The organism is Amphritea atlantica (assembly GCF_900111095.1).
Lineage (GTDB): Bacteria > Pseudomonadota > Gammaproteobacteria > Pseudomonadales > Balneatricaceae > Amphritea > Amphritea atlantica.
On record NZ_FOGB01000009.1, the window covers coordinates 1 to 15426 of the forward strand.

Consider the following 15426-nt stretch of genomic DNA (forward strand, 5'->3'; position numbering starts at 1 on the left):
AAGCGCCCACACGAATTATCTGATCTATCTGTTAAAGAGCGTTGCTATCAACTCTCAACCGTTGCCAGTGAGTCGTCTCAAGCGAGGTGCGTATTCTACTCAACACCCTGATGAAGTCAACCATTTTGTTTGAGAATTTTAACTAAATTTTCAAACCGCCTGATCCACTTCCTGTTTTGTTTATCGCCACCTGAAAAACCGTGTAAACACTGATTTATCAAGGCGTTAAACTCAACAGCCTCACCTGTTTCAGAGACCGTTTCCGGTGGCTGTCTCAAGCGAGGAAGCGCATTCTACATTCTGGGGCAGAGGAGTCAACAGGGGGAGCAGGAAAAAGTTAAGAAATGATTAAAAACATCATCTTTTGAAGCAAGACGTGGCTAGAACGCGGCTGCGCCGCTGCTAGACGCTTCGCTTGCTAGTAGCTAGGAGAGCGGATGCAGGAGCTGCTTCCAGCGGTGAATCAATTCGCCAACACTATCAGATACCCCATCGCCCCTGGAAGGGGCTCCTACAAAACATAAAACCGCCTCGCGGCGGTTTTTATGTTTTGTCTTTGCTTTTTCCAGCAGGAAACGCAGTTTCCGTCCTCGCCACTAGCAAGCGACGAAGTCGCGTCTAACAGCTAATCAAGCGAAGCGTCTAGCTAGCCGCGAAGCGGCGGTCTGATGATCTATTTGATCATGCCTGTTTCTTGCAAATATTTTATCGTGCCTTGATGAAAAGGTATGTCGCCTGTCGTCTGAAGCATCTTCTCTTTTTTCAAGTTCGCAAAAGCGGGATGGAGTTTACGGAAAATATCAAAATTTTCGAACACCTCTTTCACCACCTGATGCACCACCTCTTCTGAGGTATCGACTGACGAGACCAGGATACTCTCAACGCCAAAACTCTTCGTTTCCTGATCATTACCACGGTAGAGTCCGCCAGGTATTGTCGCATGCTGATAATAACTGTTATCAGCAACCAGCTTATCAACAGCGGGCCCCGTTACATCAACCAACACACTATCACAGGAGGTTGTCGCTTCTTTAATCGCGCCACTGGGATGACCAATCATATAGATCATGACATCAATATCGCCTGCGCAGAGTGCACTGGCCTGCTCTGATGCATTCAGTTCAGCGGCGAGGGCAAAATCCGCTTTTGTCCAGCCCAGGGCTTTCATCAGCGCTTCCAGCGTACCGCGCTGCCCGGTACCAGGCACCCCCATGTTAACTTTTTTGCCCTTTATATCAGCAATCGTTTTGATACCACTGTCGGCACGGGCGACCACGGTAAAGGGTTCAGAGTGGAGAGAAAATACAACTCTCAGGTCCTTATCTGGTCCAGCTTTAGCAAATTTATCACTGCCAGTATAAGCCTGATAGAGTGAGTCTGACTGGGCTATACCAAAGTTAATATCGCGGTTGGCTAACAGCTCCAGGTTGGCACCGGAACCCGCTGTGCTTTCCGTTGAACAGCGAATACCATGCTCTGAACGGCTTTTGTTCACCAGACGGCAAATAGCCCCGCCTGTCGGGTAATACACCCCGGTAACACCACCTGTACCAATGGTAATGACCTCTTTCACCGGAACAGGATCGCCTGCGAACGCTCCTACAGATGCCACGCACGCCCCCAGAGCGATAATCAGGGAGGTTATTGTGTTGCGAAAAGCCATATTCCACTCCTTTGAACTTAGATAAGAAACCGCACAAGCTGCCGATTATAACAATATTTGCACGACATCATATTACAGCGCGTACAGAGACTACAACCATGCTGGAACAACAACTTATATAAGCGTTTTCCTGTCAAAGCGGCACAACTTTCTGTATGGAAACAGATCAATGATCGCCCCCCCTCTTACCTGAGTCTGCATATTCACCCACCATTGAGGATCTAACAAATCTCCATGAAGTTGGTCAAACAACCTCCGCACCCGGTGATCACACGCCGTTAATAAGGAAAACTCCTCGGGGAAAACATCATTTGCCGCAACCGAATACCAGGGTTCGGCTGCCAGCTCCTGTTCCGGATAAAGCGGTTCGGGAATGGCGCGAAAATTACACTCGGTCAGATAACTGATCTCATCATAATCATAAAATACCACTCGCCCATGACGGGTAACGCCGAAGTTTTTAAACAACATATCACCGGCAAAAATATTCGCCGCGGCCAGCTCTTTAACACACTTACCAAACTCATTAATTGCCAGAAACACGGCTTGTTCATTATCCTGTCGCAACATCTCATCAAGATAAATATTCAGCGGGATCATCCTGCGTTCGGTCCACAGATGTTTGATCACCACTTCATCAGCATCGATATCAACCGATGCCGCGGCAACCTGTTTCAACTCTGCTAACAGGGTATCTGAAAACCGCTTTCTGGGGAGTGTCAGATTCACAAACTCCTGTGTATCCGCCATTCTACCGGCCCTGTCATGCCTTTTTACCAATTGATACTTAGCGATGACCCCCTCTCGGGTAATCTGTTTTGCCGATGCAAAGCGATCTTTGATTATTTTGAACACCACAGGATACGATGGCAGGGTAAATACCGTCATCACCATCCCTTTAGTACCCGGCGCAACTTCAAACTGATCAGAGGTCTGCTCCATATGAGTCATAAAATCACGATAAAACTCAGCTTTACCCTGCTTATAAAAACCAATTGAGTTATAAAGCTCTGCAATAGACTTCATCGGTATCAGTGAATGCAAAAAGCAGATAAATTCTGCCGGCACATCGACATCCACAAGAAAGTATGTGCGGGTAAAGCTGAATACAATTGATACATCATTCTCATCTGTCAGAGCTGTATCAATATAGACCGCGCCATGCTCATTATTCAGAATGGGCAAAATAAATGGCAGCGAATGATGGTTAAACTGAACCCGGCCGACAATGTAAGCACCTTTGTTGCGGTAAAAAATGGCCTGAATCACTTCTATTACGGTGTTTTCATCCGCAACGATATCAGCAGCAACGTGAGCCCGGATATAACGCAGAAGGTTTCGTATATCCCTGCGTTTATTTTCCCAGGGGATGGCAAACTGATAATCATCCATTAACTGGTTAATGACGTTTATAAGGCCTTTTTTCAGAGTATATCGACGATAGATCTGACCAGTATTGAGGGTTCTGTGCTGCGAGGGTCTCTGAGCTGTTGAGCTGATAAACATCAGCTGATCCGTTATTTGCCGGTGACCAAACAGCGCACAATAGACCGAGTTATAAAATGTTTCACTCAGATCAGCATCATCGCGGGCGACTATCAGACTCAGATAACTGGCTTTAACGGCAACCCAAAGCGCACTCTCAGCGCTATCCCTGATGGCGGCTCTGATCTGCCTGCTGACCCGCTCAACCATAGCACCATAGAGGTCGATTCGTTCCACAGACAGACATTGGATGGCAGGCCAGTCCGCAGCTTCGAAACAGGGCCTGGCCTGAAGGGTGATCGCTTTGAACTGTTTGCGATAGTCAGTAAAGCCATCCAGTATCAACAGGGCTATCAACTCGGCGTCACGTTGTTTCATATTTCTCTGCTTGCGCTGTCATCTCTATATTATTTAGCAGCGATTGCCGCGGGTTACCATTCTCCAGGTGAAAAGGTTTGGAAAAACAGTTGTCTAATTCCGTTATCTGCTTAATATTGAAAGGTATTATTATTTTCGGAATCACGCCATGTATCGTCTTCCCGACCTGAAGAAAAACACCCGTATCAACGCGATTGCCGTCATGACCAGCGGGGGCGATTCACCCGGCATGAATCCGGCCATTCGTAGTGTTACCCGGGCAGCACTGAACCAGGGTATCAGGGTATTTGGTATAAACCGGGGTTACAGCGGCCTGATAATCGGCGATTTCACTGAACTTAAGAGTGGTGATGTTTCCAACATTGTTCAGCGCGGCGGTACCATTCTTAAAAGTGATCGATGTGAAGCGTTTAAAGATCCGGCGGTTCGCCACCAGGCAGGGGAGATTCTCAAAGAACACCATATCGGCGGTCTGATCGTCATCGGTGGAGATGGCTCATTAACCGGAGCCCACCTGCTGACCCATGAAACCGGTATCCCGGTGATCGGATTACCCGGCACCATTGATAATGATATCTACGGCACCGAGGATACCATCGGCTTTGATACCGCCCTGAATACGGCACTGGAAGCGATTGATAAAATTCGTGATACCGCCATTTCCCATGAACGGATCTTTCTCGTTGAGGTGATGGGCCGCAATTCTGGCCATATAGCCTCTCAGGTTGGCGTGGCCTGCGGGGCAGAGATGATTATTGTGCCTGAGATCGATTTTAAGCTTGAGGCGCTATGTTTCTCTCTTGCCAGCCAACGGGCAGAAGGCCACGGCAGCAGCGGTATTATCGTAGTTGCAGAGGGGCCAAGACCCGGCCTGACCTATCGGCTTGCCAATCAACTGGAAGCCCAGGGTGAAAAACCCGGGGTCTGTATTCTGGGGCATATACAACGGGGCGGCAGACCAACAGGTCACGACCGGGTGTTGGCGTCCTGCCTTGGAGCAGCGTCAGTCACTTACCTGCTGGCGGGATTCACTGACGTTATGATCGGCATGATCGACAGTAAAATCACAGCAACCCCCTTACTGGATATTATGGAGAAGCGGAAACCGCTCAATCCACAACTGGTAGAGCTGGCTCAGCTACTGCATAAATAAGTGCGAGTCAAAACAACGGTCACCGGGTTGCCTGACAAAAGTCATCAGGAATCCGGTCTGTAAACGCCTGAATCAGATCCGGCAACAACTCTTCAGCACTGATGCCGGATAAACTCTGGGCGTCACTGTTGAGCGCCTCAAGCGCGCCGCCCTGCTCCGGCTTATCCACAACAATTGAACTGAGCTGCTGCCAGTCACAGGGGCTCAGATGTAACCCGCTGACCAGCGCCACGCCTTTACGTTTACGTATTTGCGCCAGCCCAACCAGTTTGCGACCATCTTCACTGACGACCTCACCATGGGACAGCGAGGCATAGCAAGCCCATTTCAGATCCTGTTCCTGACTAATGGTTTTGGACCGGTCGATCATCGCCTGATCAACCCCCTTACAGGGAACATTGCAGGCTCTCAGCGCAGCGATCCAGATCTGCTCCAGCCAGGAAAAAATTTCAATAATGTTTTGCTTTGCCACGGGGTGATCCGGCGGAATAAACACTGTGACACTTAGCATCCAGGGACCAGCCAACACAGCCCCACCCCCTGAACGCCGACGAATCATGGCGAAACCTGCCGCTTCGGAACGGCGCATCTGATCCTCATCGGGCCGTTGAGAACAGCCCATAATGACCGCCGCCCGGTCATACTGCCAAAACAGCACCTGCGGCTTTTCCACCCCAGCTTCAAGAATTTCACTGATGCATTGTTGCTCATCTGGCATTGAACCGCTTACCAGAGACTGTAGACTGCTTACCATTATTTCCCCCGAAGATCAGAGGCAGGAAGATTAACCTATCTATCCCCCTGGGAAAACCATTATCATGCGACGACCAGTAAGGAACGACGCCGATGCAGACAGAGTTTATCGATATATATCAACAGGCACTTGCCAGTCATGGTTATCAGCATGACCCAGCTCAGCTGCGATTGGTTGAAGCGCTTAATCCTGTTTACACATCACTGGTATCAGGCCGCCACCGAGCCGGTGATTCAGCAGGCATCTATATCTGGGGCCCTGTCGGTCGTGGCAAAACCTTTCTGATGGATCTGATGTTTGCGCATCTGCCCGATAAGATCTGCCTGCGCCTGCACTTTCACCGTTTTATGGCACAGACCCACCAGCAACTGACTGTGCTACAGGGTAAACCAGACCCTCTGGAACTGATCGCCCAAAAACTGGCCCGCCAATACCAACTCATCTGTTTTGATGAGTTTTTCCTTAACGATATTGCCGATGCGATGATTCTGGGCAAGCTGTTCAGGTCGTTACTCAAGCGTGGCGTTCGCCTGATCACCACCTCCAATCGCCCACCAGAAAAACTCTGCAAAGATCCACTATTTGAGGACCGGGTCAGACCGATTATTGCGATGATCAACCAGCAGATGCAGGTGTTTAACCTGGCTGGAGAAACGGATCATCGTTTACGCTCCCTGACTCCCTCCCCCTGTATATTTCATTCAAGTAATACCGATACTGACGCTGAGCAGCAACTGACAAAACTCTACACCTCCATCAGTCGCAATCCGCCCCGCGCGGATGAGGTGATTGTGATGCAACGGCCCATACCCGCTAAGGCAGTGAGCCCGGAATGTGTCTGGTTTGACTTTGAACATATCTGCATGGGTGCCCGCAGCCAGATGGACTACATCGAACTGGCGAACCGCTTCAGCCATATCTTTGTCAGCCAGGTCCCCCTGCTGGGAAGCCGCAGCACAGAACAGATAAAAGCCCGGGGTACAGAAGATGGCAGCGAAGCGGTAAAAGCGGGAGAACGGCAGGTATTACTGGGCAGTATGGATGATCCGGCACGACGCTTTATCAGCCTGGTCGATGAACTCTATGACCGGGGAGTGAACCTGTTTCTGAGTGTGGAGGTCCCCCTGGAAAAACTCTATATGGAGGGTAGTCTGGTATTTGAGTTTGCCAGAACATACAGCCGTCTGACCGAGATGCAGTCGTGGGAGTATCAACAACGCCAACCCACAGACCGATAACTCCGTTACGCGATGAATGACTTCGTCTGCCAATCGCTTAATGAAGGTCGGCGTCTATGACTAGTTTGCCCAGTTCAAAACATTGACGAATCGCTTCATCTTCAGAGGCGGCAATGACCTGATTTTCCGGCACCGCTTCAAGCTCTCCGGCGTTATGAAAAATCGTATCTTTAAGATCCCTGTGATAAATTTTAGGTTCAAGCGTCCAGCGGTTGTGCCCCATATGTCTGACCAGAGCGGTAATACGGTAATCACCATAGTCAATCTGATTCATCAAACACCTCCGACATCACATGATGCATGAGGGTAATTATAGCCGAGCAGTCTGAAGTAACAGACGTTCAACAGGAATAATTTTCATGAAAACTGCGTTGCGTTTTTTCTTTCAGGGATTATTGATACTGCTGCCTTTTGTGCTGACTATCTACCTGGTGTTTCTCATTTTTACCGCATTGGATGAAACACTTTTTTCAGCGGTCGGTTCTTTGATCGGCTATTTTATTCCAGGATTACAACCCGGCCTGACCGAAACCCTGCTGGGTATCGTGCTGACAGTCATCATCATTATTCTCACCGGGATTGCAGGGTCGCTCTACCTCACCCGTTTTCTGATGAATATTATCGGTTCACTGATGGACCGCATCCCAGTAGTAAAGCTGTTATATAACTCTCTGAAAGATCTGTTCCAGGCACTGTTAGGTGACCAGAAAAGTTTTGACAAGCCGGTGATGGTCTTCCTGAACAGGGAGAAAACCATCAAAGTAATGGGTTTCCTGACCTGCGAAGATCTCAACAGTTTCGGACTCAGTGAGGATGTTGCCGTCTATCTGCCCGACTCTTACAACTTCTCCGGCAACCTGATTATCGTCCCCAGAGAGCAGGTTATCCCGCTCGACGTCAGTGCAGGAAAAGTCACCACCTTTATCGTCAGTGGCGGTGTGTCCACCACTGAAAAATCAACTTAACCCCTGGAATCACTGACAAAAGGGTTGGTCTTGCGTTCATGGCCAAAGGTCGACATCGGTCCATGTCCGGGGATAAACGCGACACTATCCCCCAGCGGAAACAGCTTTTCGCGAATAGAGCTGATCAGTGTGGCATGATCACCTTTTGGAAAGTCAGTACGGCCGATTGAGCCCTGAAACAGGACATCACCCACCTGCGCAAGCTGACTCTCCGGACTGTAAAACACGACATGACCCGGGGTGTGCCCTGGACAGTGAAGCACCTCTAGCGTTTCATTGCCCACGGTGACCCTGTCACCCTCTTCCAACCAGCGGTCCGGGGTGAAGATCTCCACCTGAGGAAAGCCAAACATCTGGCTCTGTTGAGGCAAACCATCAATCCAGAACTGATCCCCGATGTGTGGCCCCTCAATAGGTACACCGGTCTGCTTTACCAGCTCCGCGGTACCACCTGCATGATCAATATGCGCATGAGTCAGCAGGATTTTTTCCAGCTCCAGCCCCAGTTCAGCGATTCTGGCCAGCACCACCGCGATATCACCGCCGGGGTCCACCACGGCCGCCTTTTTACTCTCTTCACACCACAACAGTGTGCAGTTTTGCTGAAAAGGGGTAACGGGAATAATACTGTATTTCATAATGGTGCCGCAGTCATTGAAAAGAGATCCCGCAGTATACCTATTTCTGAACTATCCTTCGATATGCCATAGCGGGTTAAATAATCCGTAAGCACCAGACTTCAGGACAGGCAGTTAACACTGTCAGGAGGTTATATAGATGTCTGTATCTCCCACTTTACAAAAGTTCCTTAATCGGGGGGATATCCCCTATCGGCTGATCCGGCACCCCTATGCGGAAACCTCTCTCAGCTCCGCCATTGCCGCCCATGTCCCTGCCCGGCGAATGGCTAAAGGTGTCGTACTCAGGGATGATGAAGGTTTTATGATGGCAGTTGTACCTTCAGACCGACGGGTCGATCTGCATGCCATTAACCGCCAGATGGGACGGATTTTTTCGCCCGCGGCTCAACGAGATGTCAAAATTCTCTTCCGGGATTGCAACCGGGGCGCTGTCCCTGCGCTGGGCCAGGCTTATAACATACCGGTCATCTGGGATGATCATCTGGCCGATGAACCCGACTGCTATATGGAAGCAGGCGATCATCAGGACCTGCTCTGCTTCTCTCAATCCACCTTCAAACAGGTGATGTCAGAGAAACCCCACGGCATGATAAGCCACTGATTCAAAGTGCTTAGCATTATCGGGATGGTCACACCATCCCGATAAAACCCTCCCCTATATATTTACCCCGCTCAGGAAGCTATGCCATAGTAGCAACCAATTCCCGATTAGTTCTGTTGGAGAGAGCGATGAAAAAGCTGAAGCATGAAGCTGAACTGGTTAAAGAGGCGATCCGTATCGGTGGTGTCTATATGGAAAAGCGAGGGGCCGGACAGTTTGAGGCAACAGACAGTGCCAGCAATAAGATTACCGCTATCTATCGCCTTCTGGTGCTGGATAAGCTGATTCAACCCCTGGCCAAAGGTGAAGAGAGCGAACCCAACATGAAGCACAAGCTGGCTCTTTGGATTAGCCGTCAGTTGCCGAAAGGCCACCCCCTGCTGGAAGAATAACCGTGCAGCAATCGATCTATCTGGCGGGCCCCGATGTCTTCTGGCCCAACGCAGTGGCGTTGGGAGAAGCGAAAAAGGCGCTTTGCCAGCAATATGGCTTTACCGGCCACTTTCCTCTGGATAATGAATTAGACCTTTCAGCGCTAGCGCCCTATGAAGCAGGAATAGCTATCTATCAGGCCAATATTGGTCTGATGAACCAGTGTCATATCATTATTGCCAATATGACACCGTTCAGAGGCCCCAGTATGGATGTGGGTACCGCCTTTGAGATGGGCTATATGACCGCCCAGAATAAAGCGGTCTGGGGCTACACCCTGGATGGCCGGCTCTACAGTGACCGTATTGAAGGGGAACAAACTGATCGGGATGGCTTTAGCATTGAAGCGTTTCAGATGGCCGATAACCTGATGATGGTTGGTGCCACCGGGCAACTGGGCGGCTTGCTAACTGAGGCACTGAGCGAAGATATGGATAACCACCTGAGACTGTTTGAGAGGGTTTTACAACAGATACAAAAAAGCCGCTGACGTCAGCGGCTTTTTAATGATATGACCCCCGCGGGTTGCACCCTGCGATGCTTATATCTTATGGAGCTTATATCTTATGGCGCTTATATCTTATGGAGCTTATTCCTTATAGCGCTTACACCTTATGGTAGATCTCAGCACCGGTCTCTTTAAACTCCTGAGATTTCTCCTGCATCCCTTTATCGGCAGCTGCCTGCATCGATGCGATCTGTGACTCGTCCAGATCACGTACCTCCTGTGAGATCTTCATTGAGCAGAACTTCGGACCACACATAGAACAGAAGTGAGCCACTTTAGCAGACTCCTTCGGCAGGGTTTCATCGTGGAATGCCCGGGCGGTGTCCGGGTCCAGGCCGATATTAAACTGATCTTCCCAGCGGAACTCGAAACGAGCCTTAGACATCGCGTTATCACGAATCTGTGCACCCGGATGGCCTTTGGCCAGATCAGCCGCGTGGGCAGCGATCTTATAGGTGATAATACCGGTCTTAACATCATCTTTGTTGGGCAACCCAAGATGCTCTTTCGGGGTTACATAGCAGAGCATGGCACAGCCATACCAGCCGATCATCGCCGCACCGATACCGGAGGTAATATGGTCATAACCCGGTGCAATATCGGTGGTCAGTGGTCCCAGAGTATAGAACGGCGCCTCATGACACTCGGTCAGTTGCTTATCCATGTTCTCTTTAATCATATGCATCGGCACATGCCCCGGACCTTCGATCATCACCTGAACATCGTGTTTCCAGGCAATCTTAGTCAGTTCACCCAGGGTTTCCAGCTCAGAGAACTGCGCTTCATCATTGGCATCGTAAACCGATCCGGGACGCAGGCCATCCCCCAGAGAGAAAGACACATCGTACGCCTTGCAGATCTCGCAAATATCTTCAAAGTGAGTGTAAAGGAAGTTTTCCTCATGGTGTGCCAGACACCATTTTGCCATGATAGAACCACCGCGGGAGACAATACCGGTCATCCGCTTAGCGGTCATCGGCACATAGCGCAGCAGCACGCCAGCATGAATGGTAAAGTAGTCCACCCCCTGCTCGGCCTGTTCAATCAGCGTATCCCGGAACACTTCCCAGCTCAGGTCTTCAGCGACACCATTCACCTTTTCCAGGGCCTGATAGATCGGTACGGTGCCGATAGGCACGGGCGAATTACGCAGAATCCATTCACGGGTTTCATGAATATTCTTGCCGGTGGACAGATCCATAATCGTATCGGAACCCCAGCGGATACCCCAGGTCATCTTCTCCACTTCCTCTTCAATGGAAGAGGTCAGCGCAGAGTTGCCAATATTACCGTTGATTTTCACCAGGAAGTTGCGGCCAATGATCATCGGCTCGACTTCAGGATGGTTAATATTGGCAGGGATAATCGCCCGTCCCTCTGCCACTTCCTGACGGACAAACTCAGGAGTGATCTCATCGGGAAGTTTAGCGCCAAAGCTATGACCGGGATGCTGCTGGGCAACGATATTACCTTGCGCCCGCGCTTTAGCCAGTTTCATGTTTTCACGAATGGCGATAAATTCCATCTCCGGGGTAACAATTCCCTGGCGCGCATAGTGAAGCTGAGTAACGTTACTCCCCGGCTTTGCTTTAAGTGGCTTGCGGGTCAGTTCAAAACGCAGGTGATCCAGACGCAGATCCTGTTCACGGGCACGACCATATTCTGAACTCAGCCCATCAAGTTGCACCGTGTCACCACGCTCTTCAATCCAGCCAGCCCGCAAAGGCTCTAGCCCTTTACGTACATCAATACAGGCATCCGGGTCGGTGTAAGGGCCAGATGTATCATACACATAGAGGGGATCATTCTTCTCGCCGCCCATATCAGTAGGGGTATCCGCCAGAAAGATTTCACGCATCGGCACCCGGATGTCGGCACGGGAACCCTCGACATAGACCTTGCGGGAGTTAGGAAACGGTTGAACAGAGGCTTCATCAACCTGTGCACTGCGACTTAGAACTGTTTGACTATCGGTCATATTATTACCTGCGTCTTGAGTTTTTCTTATAAGGTTCCGGCTGAGGCCGGCTACCAATATCGATAAAAGTGATGCACTGGCCCCTGGCCATGCCCCACTTGCAACCGGTCTGCGGCAGATATAGCCGCAGAGATATAATCTTTTGCCTGTTGTACCGCCTCTGGCAAACTTAACCCGCACGCCAGCCCGGCGGTAATAGCGGATGCCAGAGTACACCCTGTGCCATGGGTATTGCGGGTTGCTATGCGCGGAGAACTAAAACGATACAGCTGATCACCATCAAACAGCAGATCCACGGCATCATCCGTTCCCTCAAGGTGCCCACCTTTGAGCAATACCGCGCCAGCGCCAAGGGCGAACAGCTGCTGAACCATCGTTTCCATCTCTGCCGGCGTGCCTGGTTGTGGGCAGCCCAGCAAAGTTGCAGCTTCAGGAAGATTCGGGGTAATCAGGGATGCCAGAGGGAACAGCCGTTTTTTCAGTGATTCGACTGCGCTATCCAGTAATAACGCATCACCGCTTTTCGCCACCATCACCGGATCAACAACCAGATAAGCGGGGCGATATTGCTCCAGTCTGTCTGCAACGCAGGCGACAGTCTCAGCATCGCCGAGCATCCCGGTTTTAACCGCAGTGACATTAAGATCATCAAAGACTGCGCAGATCTGCTCGGAGAGGACTGGCAACGGCACCGGATGGATCGCCCTCACCTCACGGGTGTTCTGTGCGGTGATCGCGGTAATCGCAGAGGCACCGTACACCCCCAGGGCGGAAAAGGCTTTCAGATCTGCCTGGATACCGGCACCACCACCGCTGTCAGAACCAGCGATAGTCAAAGCAATTGGAATGTTTCTTTCAGACATCGGTACCAGTCCAGCATTAATGAGCTAAACCGGGTACGACAAAGGCAGTAATTCGGTTTATCTCGATTTCCTACGCCGGTATTAACCGGATCAGGTTCGCGGGTTGTTGGTTTAGTCTCACTCCAACTCTCAGCCCGATGGGCACCCCGACAAGATCTGTATAGTTTATGTCCAAGCGTTCAACATGTCCATCTTCGTCAGGAAAATTGACATGGGACAAGCCTTGCCCGGCACAAATAAAAAAATAGGACTTTTTCCTATATCCACTCAACTGTAATTCACCCATGATGTGCTTCAGGAAGATTAAATGTTCGGGACTGAACAGGGGATGGCCCAGACAAGCGGATCAGGAAGCATGGAGTGCTGGCAGGATGCCATGGATTAACTGCAGGGAATAGGGATGCCAGTATGAAGAGAGTACTTAAGGGGAACTGAGTACTCTCTTTTTTTTGCCCGCTTTTAATACCACAGACTTCCCCATTATCGCCCCCTGCTATCGCAGCGCAAAATAGGATTTTTTCCTATAGCTCCTTAACCGCTGAAATAGGATACTGATTCTGACGGATCGATAGCCTTCACGGATGAGGGACACGGCAAGCGGCTGAAATATCAGGCGTAGATGATAGATAGGTGAAAAGGAAACAGGGATGTCAGCAGGAAGCTGATTAGATTTCACCAGGGCAACGGATCAGGAACAGATCATCTGGCCAGTAAAATAAAAGAGAGTGCTCAAGGGGAACTGAGCACTCTCTTTTTTTGTATAACGTTTAGCTCTGAACCCTAAGACCTTAGACCAGAATACCAGTAGACCAGAAGAGCAGCTCAGCAACCCCGCCAACGCTTCCCCGCTACGATTATCGAGACTCTATCTCAAACAACAGCCGGTTCGGCCGCCAGATCCTGCCACAGCTCACTGGCCAGCATCCCGGCGCTCTGATGACAACCGTTGAGTATCCACCTGGCCAGAGCCGCCGCTACATCGGGATAGTCGACCGGGTCAGGTGATAACCGCCCCGCCCAGCGATAGAACTGCTCCTCTTCCAACTCTGAAAAAACCTCTGCCAGCCCCAGATGTTCCAGCACAGCGGCGTTAGACAGTTGCTCAGGCTGGCCGGCAAGCGGCTTGGTCAGCAACTTTTTCCCCGCCTGTATTACCTCGCTGGCCAGACCAAAGCCACAGTTCGCAATCACACCATCGCAGCAAGCCTGAGCCTGACGAAATGCCTCTCGTGACAGAGGTCGCCAAAAAATATGCTCCTCATTTTCCGGGCTTTCTATATCGCAATAAACATGAAACTCATAATCACTGAATGGTGATAACCACTGCCTGATCTGCTCGCGGTTTTCAAATGGCAGATAGACCAGAATCATTCCCGGTTGCACGGTGATCGGATAGGGTTGGGCCTCAATCAAAGGGGGCAGTATCGGTCCATCAAAGTGATGCCAGTGTAAACCGATCCCCTGCTGGACGGGTGCGAAAAAACGGATCATCGGCATCATTACCCGACCGATACCCGGCCCCGGCAACGGATAACTGAAAGCGTACTGATGAGCGATACCGATGCTGGGCTTTTTCTGCAGCTTAGCGGCCCAGGCCGTCACCGGCTCAAAATCACTGATGACCAGATCATACTCTTGAAGGTCCAGTGCCCGGATATCCTTAACCAGTTGAATAAGACTGTTTTGAGTCAGACTGCGCCAGCGATCAATTTTACCGTCGGTAACACTGAAGGTAAGACCACGGCGAACCTGATACTCACCAAAAGGCTCCATATTAAACAGCTTATCAGGAGACCTTCCACTAAACAGAAAATCGACCTCGATCCCCTCCTTCGCCAGCGCCGGAGCCATCACTCTGGCCCGGGTGATATGCCCGTTACCCGTTGCCTGAACGCCATACAGAATTTTCATTGCAGATCCCGACTATATTGAAACGATTTAAAAAGAGATATCAGAGCAGATCAATCAGGTTTAACCCGATAACCGAGGAGGTCAGGCCTAATGCAGCGCCAGCCAGAATATCAGTGGGGTAATGCACCCCCAGGAACACCCTGGCCAGTGCGATCAGAGATGCCAGGGTGTAAGCAGGCAACATTAACGCGGGATAGTAGTAACTCAACAGCGAGGCAAAAACGAACGCGGCGGCGGCATGCCCGGACGGCAAACTAAACTTATCAGAAGGGGTAATCTGAGGTATGACATCGGCAAAGCGATCACAGGGTCGGTCGCGCCTGATTGCCTGTTTAAGAAACATATACACAGGCAACTCAATGGCAAACACAAACAGTCCGGCTAACAGGAAATCGATGCCGTTTTCAATATCTAACCAGGCCACCAGCAGGCCGGATACAAGGTAGAACCCCCCATCACCCAGTTTTGAGATAAGACGGCTGATTGTCGGCATCACCGGCAGTCTGCAGGTACCAAAACAGAGATAGTACAGTGCCACATCAAATGCGACTATGCGTTGCTGTAGTGCGTTCATAGTTTCGGACCAAATGTTTGCTGTTTGGCAACATTCTCCTCCAAAAACTATTACAGAGCGGTTAACGGCTATTTAAGCTTCGGTGACAGCCGTAACGACTGCAGGGAAAGGTAGGGACAAGTGAGGGAAGGAACTGACAGGCACCCACAATAATGCTGTCAGGGTGTTTTTTCAGCCAGCGAAGCGCTTGATAGCAAAGCTTTTTATCATAGTTAACCCATAGCGATCGCAGGCCAAAGGCGATATTCAGGCCTTTGGTTTACAAAGACTTTCATTTATGAA

The 15426-nt window shown here is 50.4% G+C and carries 15 protein-coding genes and 1 riboswitch; of the genes, 6 read left to right on the forward strand and 9 right to left on the reverse strand.

Features of this window, described 5'->3' with window-relative positions:
- Positions 1-673 precede the first annotated feature (673 nt).
- Together BMY09_RS14380 and aceK are read right to left on the reverse strand one after the other, a co-directional pair.
- Positions 674-1663, reverse strand: a complete 990-nt coding sequence (locus BMY09_RS14380) for a TAXI family TRAP transporter solute-binding subunit (protein ID WP_091359675.1) — start codon at positions 1661-1663, stop codon at positions 674-676.
- A gap of 114 nt (positions 1664-1777) precedes the next feature.
- Positions 1778-3526, reverse strand: a complete 1749-nt coding sequence (aceK, locus tag BMY09_RS14385; RefSeq protein ID WP_091359678.1) for a bifunctional isocitrate dehydrogenase kinase/phosphatase — start codon at positions 3524-3526, stop codon at positions 1778-1780.
- Between the two features lie 148 nt (positions 3527-3674).
- Between aceK and pfkA the strand changes: the two genes are divergently transcribed.
- Positions 3675-4679, forward strand: a complete 1005-nt coding sequence (gene pfkA, locus BMY09_RS14390) for a 6-phosphofructokinase (RefSeq protein WP_091359680.1) — start codon at positions 3675-3677, stop codon at positions 4677-4679.
- A 19-nt stretch (positions 4680-4698) separates the two neighbouring features.
- Here pfkA and BMY09_RS14395 read toward each other — a convergent pair whose 3' ends face one another.
- A complete protein-coding gene (locus tag BMY09_RS14395; RefSeq protein WP_139203196.1) occupies positions 4699-5433 on the reverse strand; it encodes a lipoyl protein ligase domain-containing protein in 735 nt (244 codons plus the stop codon).
- 92 nt (positions 5434-5525) lie between these two features.
- On the opposite strand from BMY09_RS14395, the gene zapE reads away from it, so the two are divergent.
- Entirely contained in the window at positions 5526-6671 is a 1146-nt protein-coding gene (zapE, locus tag BMY09_RS14400; RefSeq protein ID WP_091359686.1) for a cell division protein ZapE, read from the forward strand.
- A gap of 37 nt (positions 6672-6708) precedes the next feature.
- Here zapE and BMY09_RS14405 read toward each other — a convergent pair whose 3' ends face one another.
- On the reverse strand, positions 6709-6945 hold the full coding sequence (locus BMY09_RS14405; RefSeq protein ID WP_091359688.1) for a hypothetical protein: 237 nt from the start codon (positions 6943-6945) through the stop codon (positions 6709-6711).
- Positions 6946-7030: 85 nt separating this feature from the next.
- Here BMY09_RS14405 and BMY09_RS14410 point away from each other — a divergent pair, with 85 nt between their 5' ends.
- Complete coding sequence (locus BMY09_RS14410) at positions 7031-7636, forward strand: DUF502 domain-containing protein (protein ID WP_091359690.1); 606 nt, start codon at positions 7031-7033, stop codon at positions 7634-7636.
- Here the strand turns inward: BMY09_RS14410 and BMY09_RS14415 are convergent.
- A complete protein-coding gene (locus tag BMY09_RS14415; RefSeq protein WP_091359693.1) occupies positions 7633-8274 on the reverse strand; it encodes an MBL fold metallo-hydrolase in 642 nt (213 codons plus the stop codon). The two genes, BMY09_RS14410 and BMY09_RS14415, sit on opposite strands and share 4 nt — an antisense overlap.
- Before the next feature lie 139 nt (positions 8275-8413).
- Here BMY09_RS14415 and BMY09_RS14420 point away from each other — a divergent pair, with 139 nt between their 5' ends.
- From BMY09_RS14420 to BMY09_RS14430, 3 genes are all read left to right on the forward strand, one after another.
- Positions 8414-8878 (forward strand): aminoacyl-tRNA deacylase, encoded by a 465-nt coding sequence (locus BMY09_RS14420; protein WP_091359695.1) that lies wholly within the window; start codon positions 8414-8416, stop codon positions 8876-8878.
- Between the two features lie 128 nt (positions 8879-9006).
- Positions 9007-9270 (forward strand): DUF5062 family protein, encoded by a 264-nt coding sequence (locus BMY09_RS14425; protein WP_091359698.1) that lies wholly within the window; start codon positions 9007-9009, stop codon positions 9268-9270.
- Between the two features lie 2 nt (positions 9271-9272).
- A complete protein-coding gene (locus tag BMY09_RS14430) occupies positions 9273-9800 on the forward strand; it encodes a nucleoside 2-deoxyribosyltransferase (RefSeq protein WP_091359701.1) in 528 nt (175 codons plus the stop codon).
- Positions 9801-9915: 115 nt separating this feature from the next.
- Here BMY09_RS14430 and thiC read toward each other — a convergent pair whose 3' ends face one another.
- The 4 genes from thiC to BMY09_RS14450 form a co-directional block, all read right to left on the reverse strand.
- Complete coding sequence (gene thiC, locus BMY09_RS14435) at positions 9916-11796, reverse strand: phosphomethylpyrimidine synthase ThiC (protein ID WP_091359705.1); 1881 nt, start codon at positions 11794-11796, stop codon at positions 9916-9918.
- 50 nt (positions 11797-11846) lie between these two features.
- The gene (gene thiD / locus BMY09_RS14440; protein WP_091359708.1) at positions 11847-12659 is read right to left on the reverse strand and encodes a bifunctional hydroxymethylpyrimidine kinase/phosphomethylpyrimidine kinase; all 813 of its coding nucleotides are present in this window, start codon (positions 12657-12659) and stop codon (positions 11847-11849) included.
- Between the two features lie 49 nt (positions 12660-12708).
- A riboswitch (TPP riboswitch) is annotated at positions 12709-12818 on the reverse strand.
- A gap of 711 nt (positions 12819-13529) precedes the next feature.
- Positions 13530-14570: an MJ1255/VC2487 family glycosyltransferase gene (locus BMY09_RS14445; RefSeq protein WP_091359712.1), complete on the reverse strand. Its 1041-nt coding sequence runs from the start codon at positions 14568-14570 to the stop codon at positions 13530-13532.
- Positions 14571-14610: 40 nt separating this feature from the next.
- The gene (locus BMY09_RS14450; RefSeq protein ID WP_091359715.1) at positions 14611-15144 is read right to left on the reverse strand and encodes a phosphatase PAP2 family protein; all 534 of its coding nucleotides are present in this window, start codon (positions 15142-15144) and stop codon (positions 14611-14613) included.
- Positions 15145-15426: the final 282 nt, after the last annotated feature.

Excerpts from the sequence above, each read along its gene's own strand:
- pfkA (WP_091359680.1), top strand. The coding sequence starts at position 3,675 with ATGTATCGTCTTCCCGACCTGAAGAAAAACACCCGTATCAACGCGATT.
- BMY09_RS14450 (WP_091359715.1), bottom strand. The coding sequence starts at position 15,144 with ATGAACGCACTACAGCAACGCATAGTCGCATTTGATGTGGCACTGTAC.
- BMY09_RS14445 (WP_091359712.1), bottom strand. The coding sequence starts at position 14,570 with ATGAAAATTCTGTATGGCGTTCAGGCAACGGGTAACGGGCATATCACC.
- BMY09_RS14420 (WP_091359695.1), top strand. The coding sequence starts at position 8,414 with ATGTCTGTATCTCCCACTTTACAAAAGTTCCTTAATCGGGGGGATATC.
- BMY09_RS14405 (WP_091359688.1), bottom strand. The coding sequence starts at position 6,945 with ATGAATCAGATTGACTATGGTGATTACCGTATTACCGCTCTGGTCAGA.
- aceK (WP_091359678.1), bottom strand. The coding sequence starts at position 3,526 with ATGAAACAACGTGACGCCGAGTTGATAGCCCTGTTGATACTGGATGGC.
- BMY09_RS14380 (WP_091359675.1), bottom strand. The coding sequence starts at position 1,663 with ATGGCTTTTCGCAACACAATAACCTCCCTGATTATCGCTCTGGGGGCG.
- BMY09_RS14415 (WP_091359693.1), bottom strand. The coding sequence starts at position 8,274 with ATGAAATACAGTATTATTCCCGTTACCCCTTTTCAGCAAAACTGCACA.
- thiC (WP_091359705.1), bottom strand. The coding sequence starts at position 11,796 with ATGACCGATAGTCAAACAGTTCTAAGTCGCAGTGCACAGGTTGATGAA.
- BMY09_RS14425 (WP_091359698.1), top strand. The coding sequence starts at position 9,007 with ATGAAAAAGCTGAAGCATGAAGCTGAACTGGTTAAAGAGGCGATCCGT.
- thiD (WP_091359708.1), bottom strand. The coding sequence starts at position 12,659 with ATGTCTGAAAGAAACATTCCAATTGCTTTGACTATCGCTGGTTCTGAC.
- BMY09_RS14410 (WP_091359690.1), top strand. The coding sequence starts at position 7,031 with ATGAAAACTGCGTTGCGTTTTTTCTTTCAGGGATTATTGATACTGCTG.
- zapE (WP_091359686.1), top strand. The coding sequence starts at position 5,526 with ATGCAGACAGAGTTTATCGATATATATCAACAGGCACTTGCCAGTCAT.
- BMY09_RS14395 (WP_139203196.1), bottom strand. The coding sequence starts at position 5,433 with ATGGTAAGCAGTCTACAGTCTCTGGTAAGCGGTTCAATGCCAGATGAG.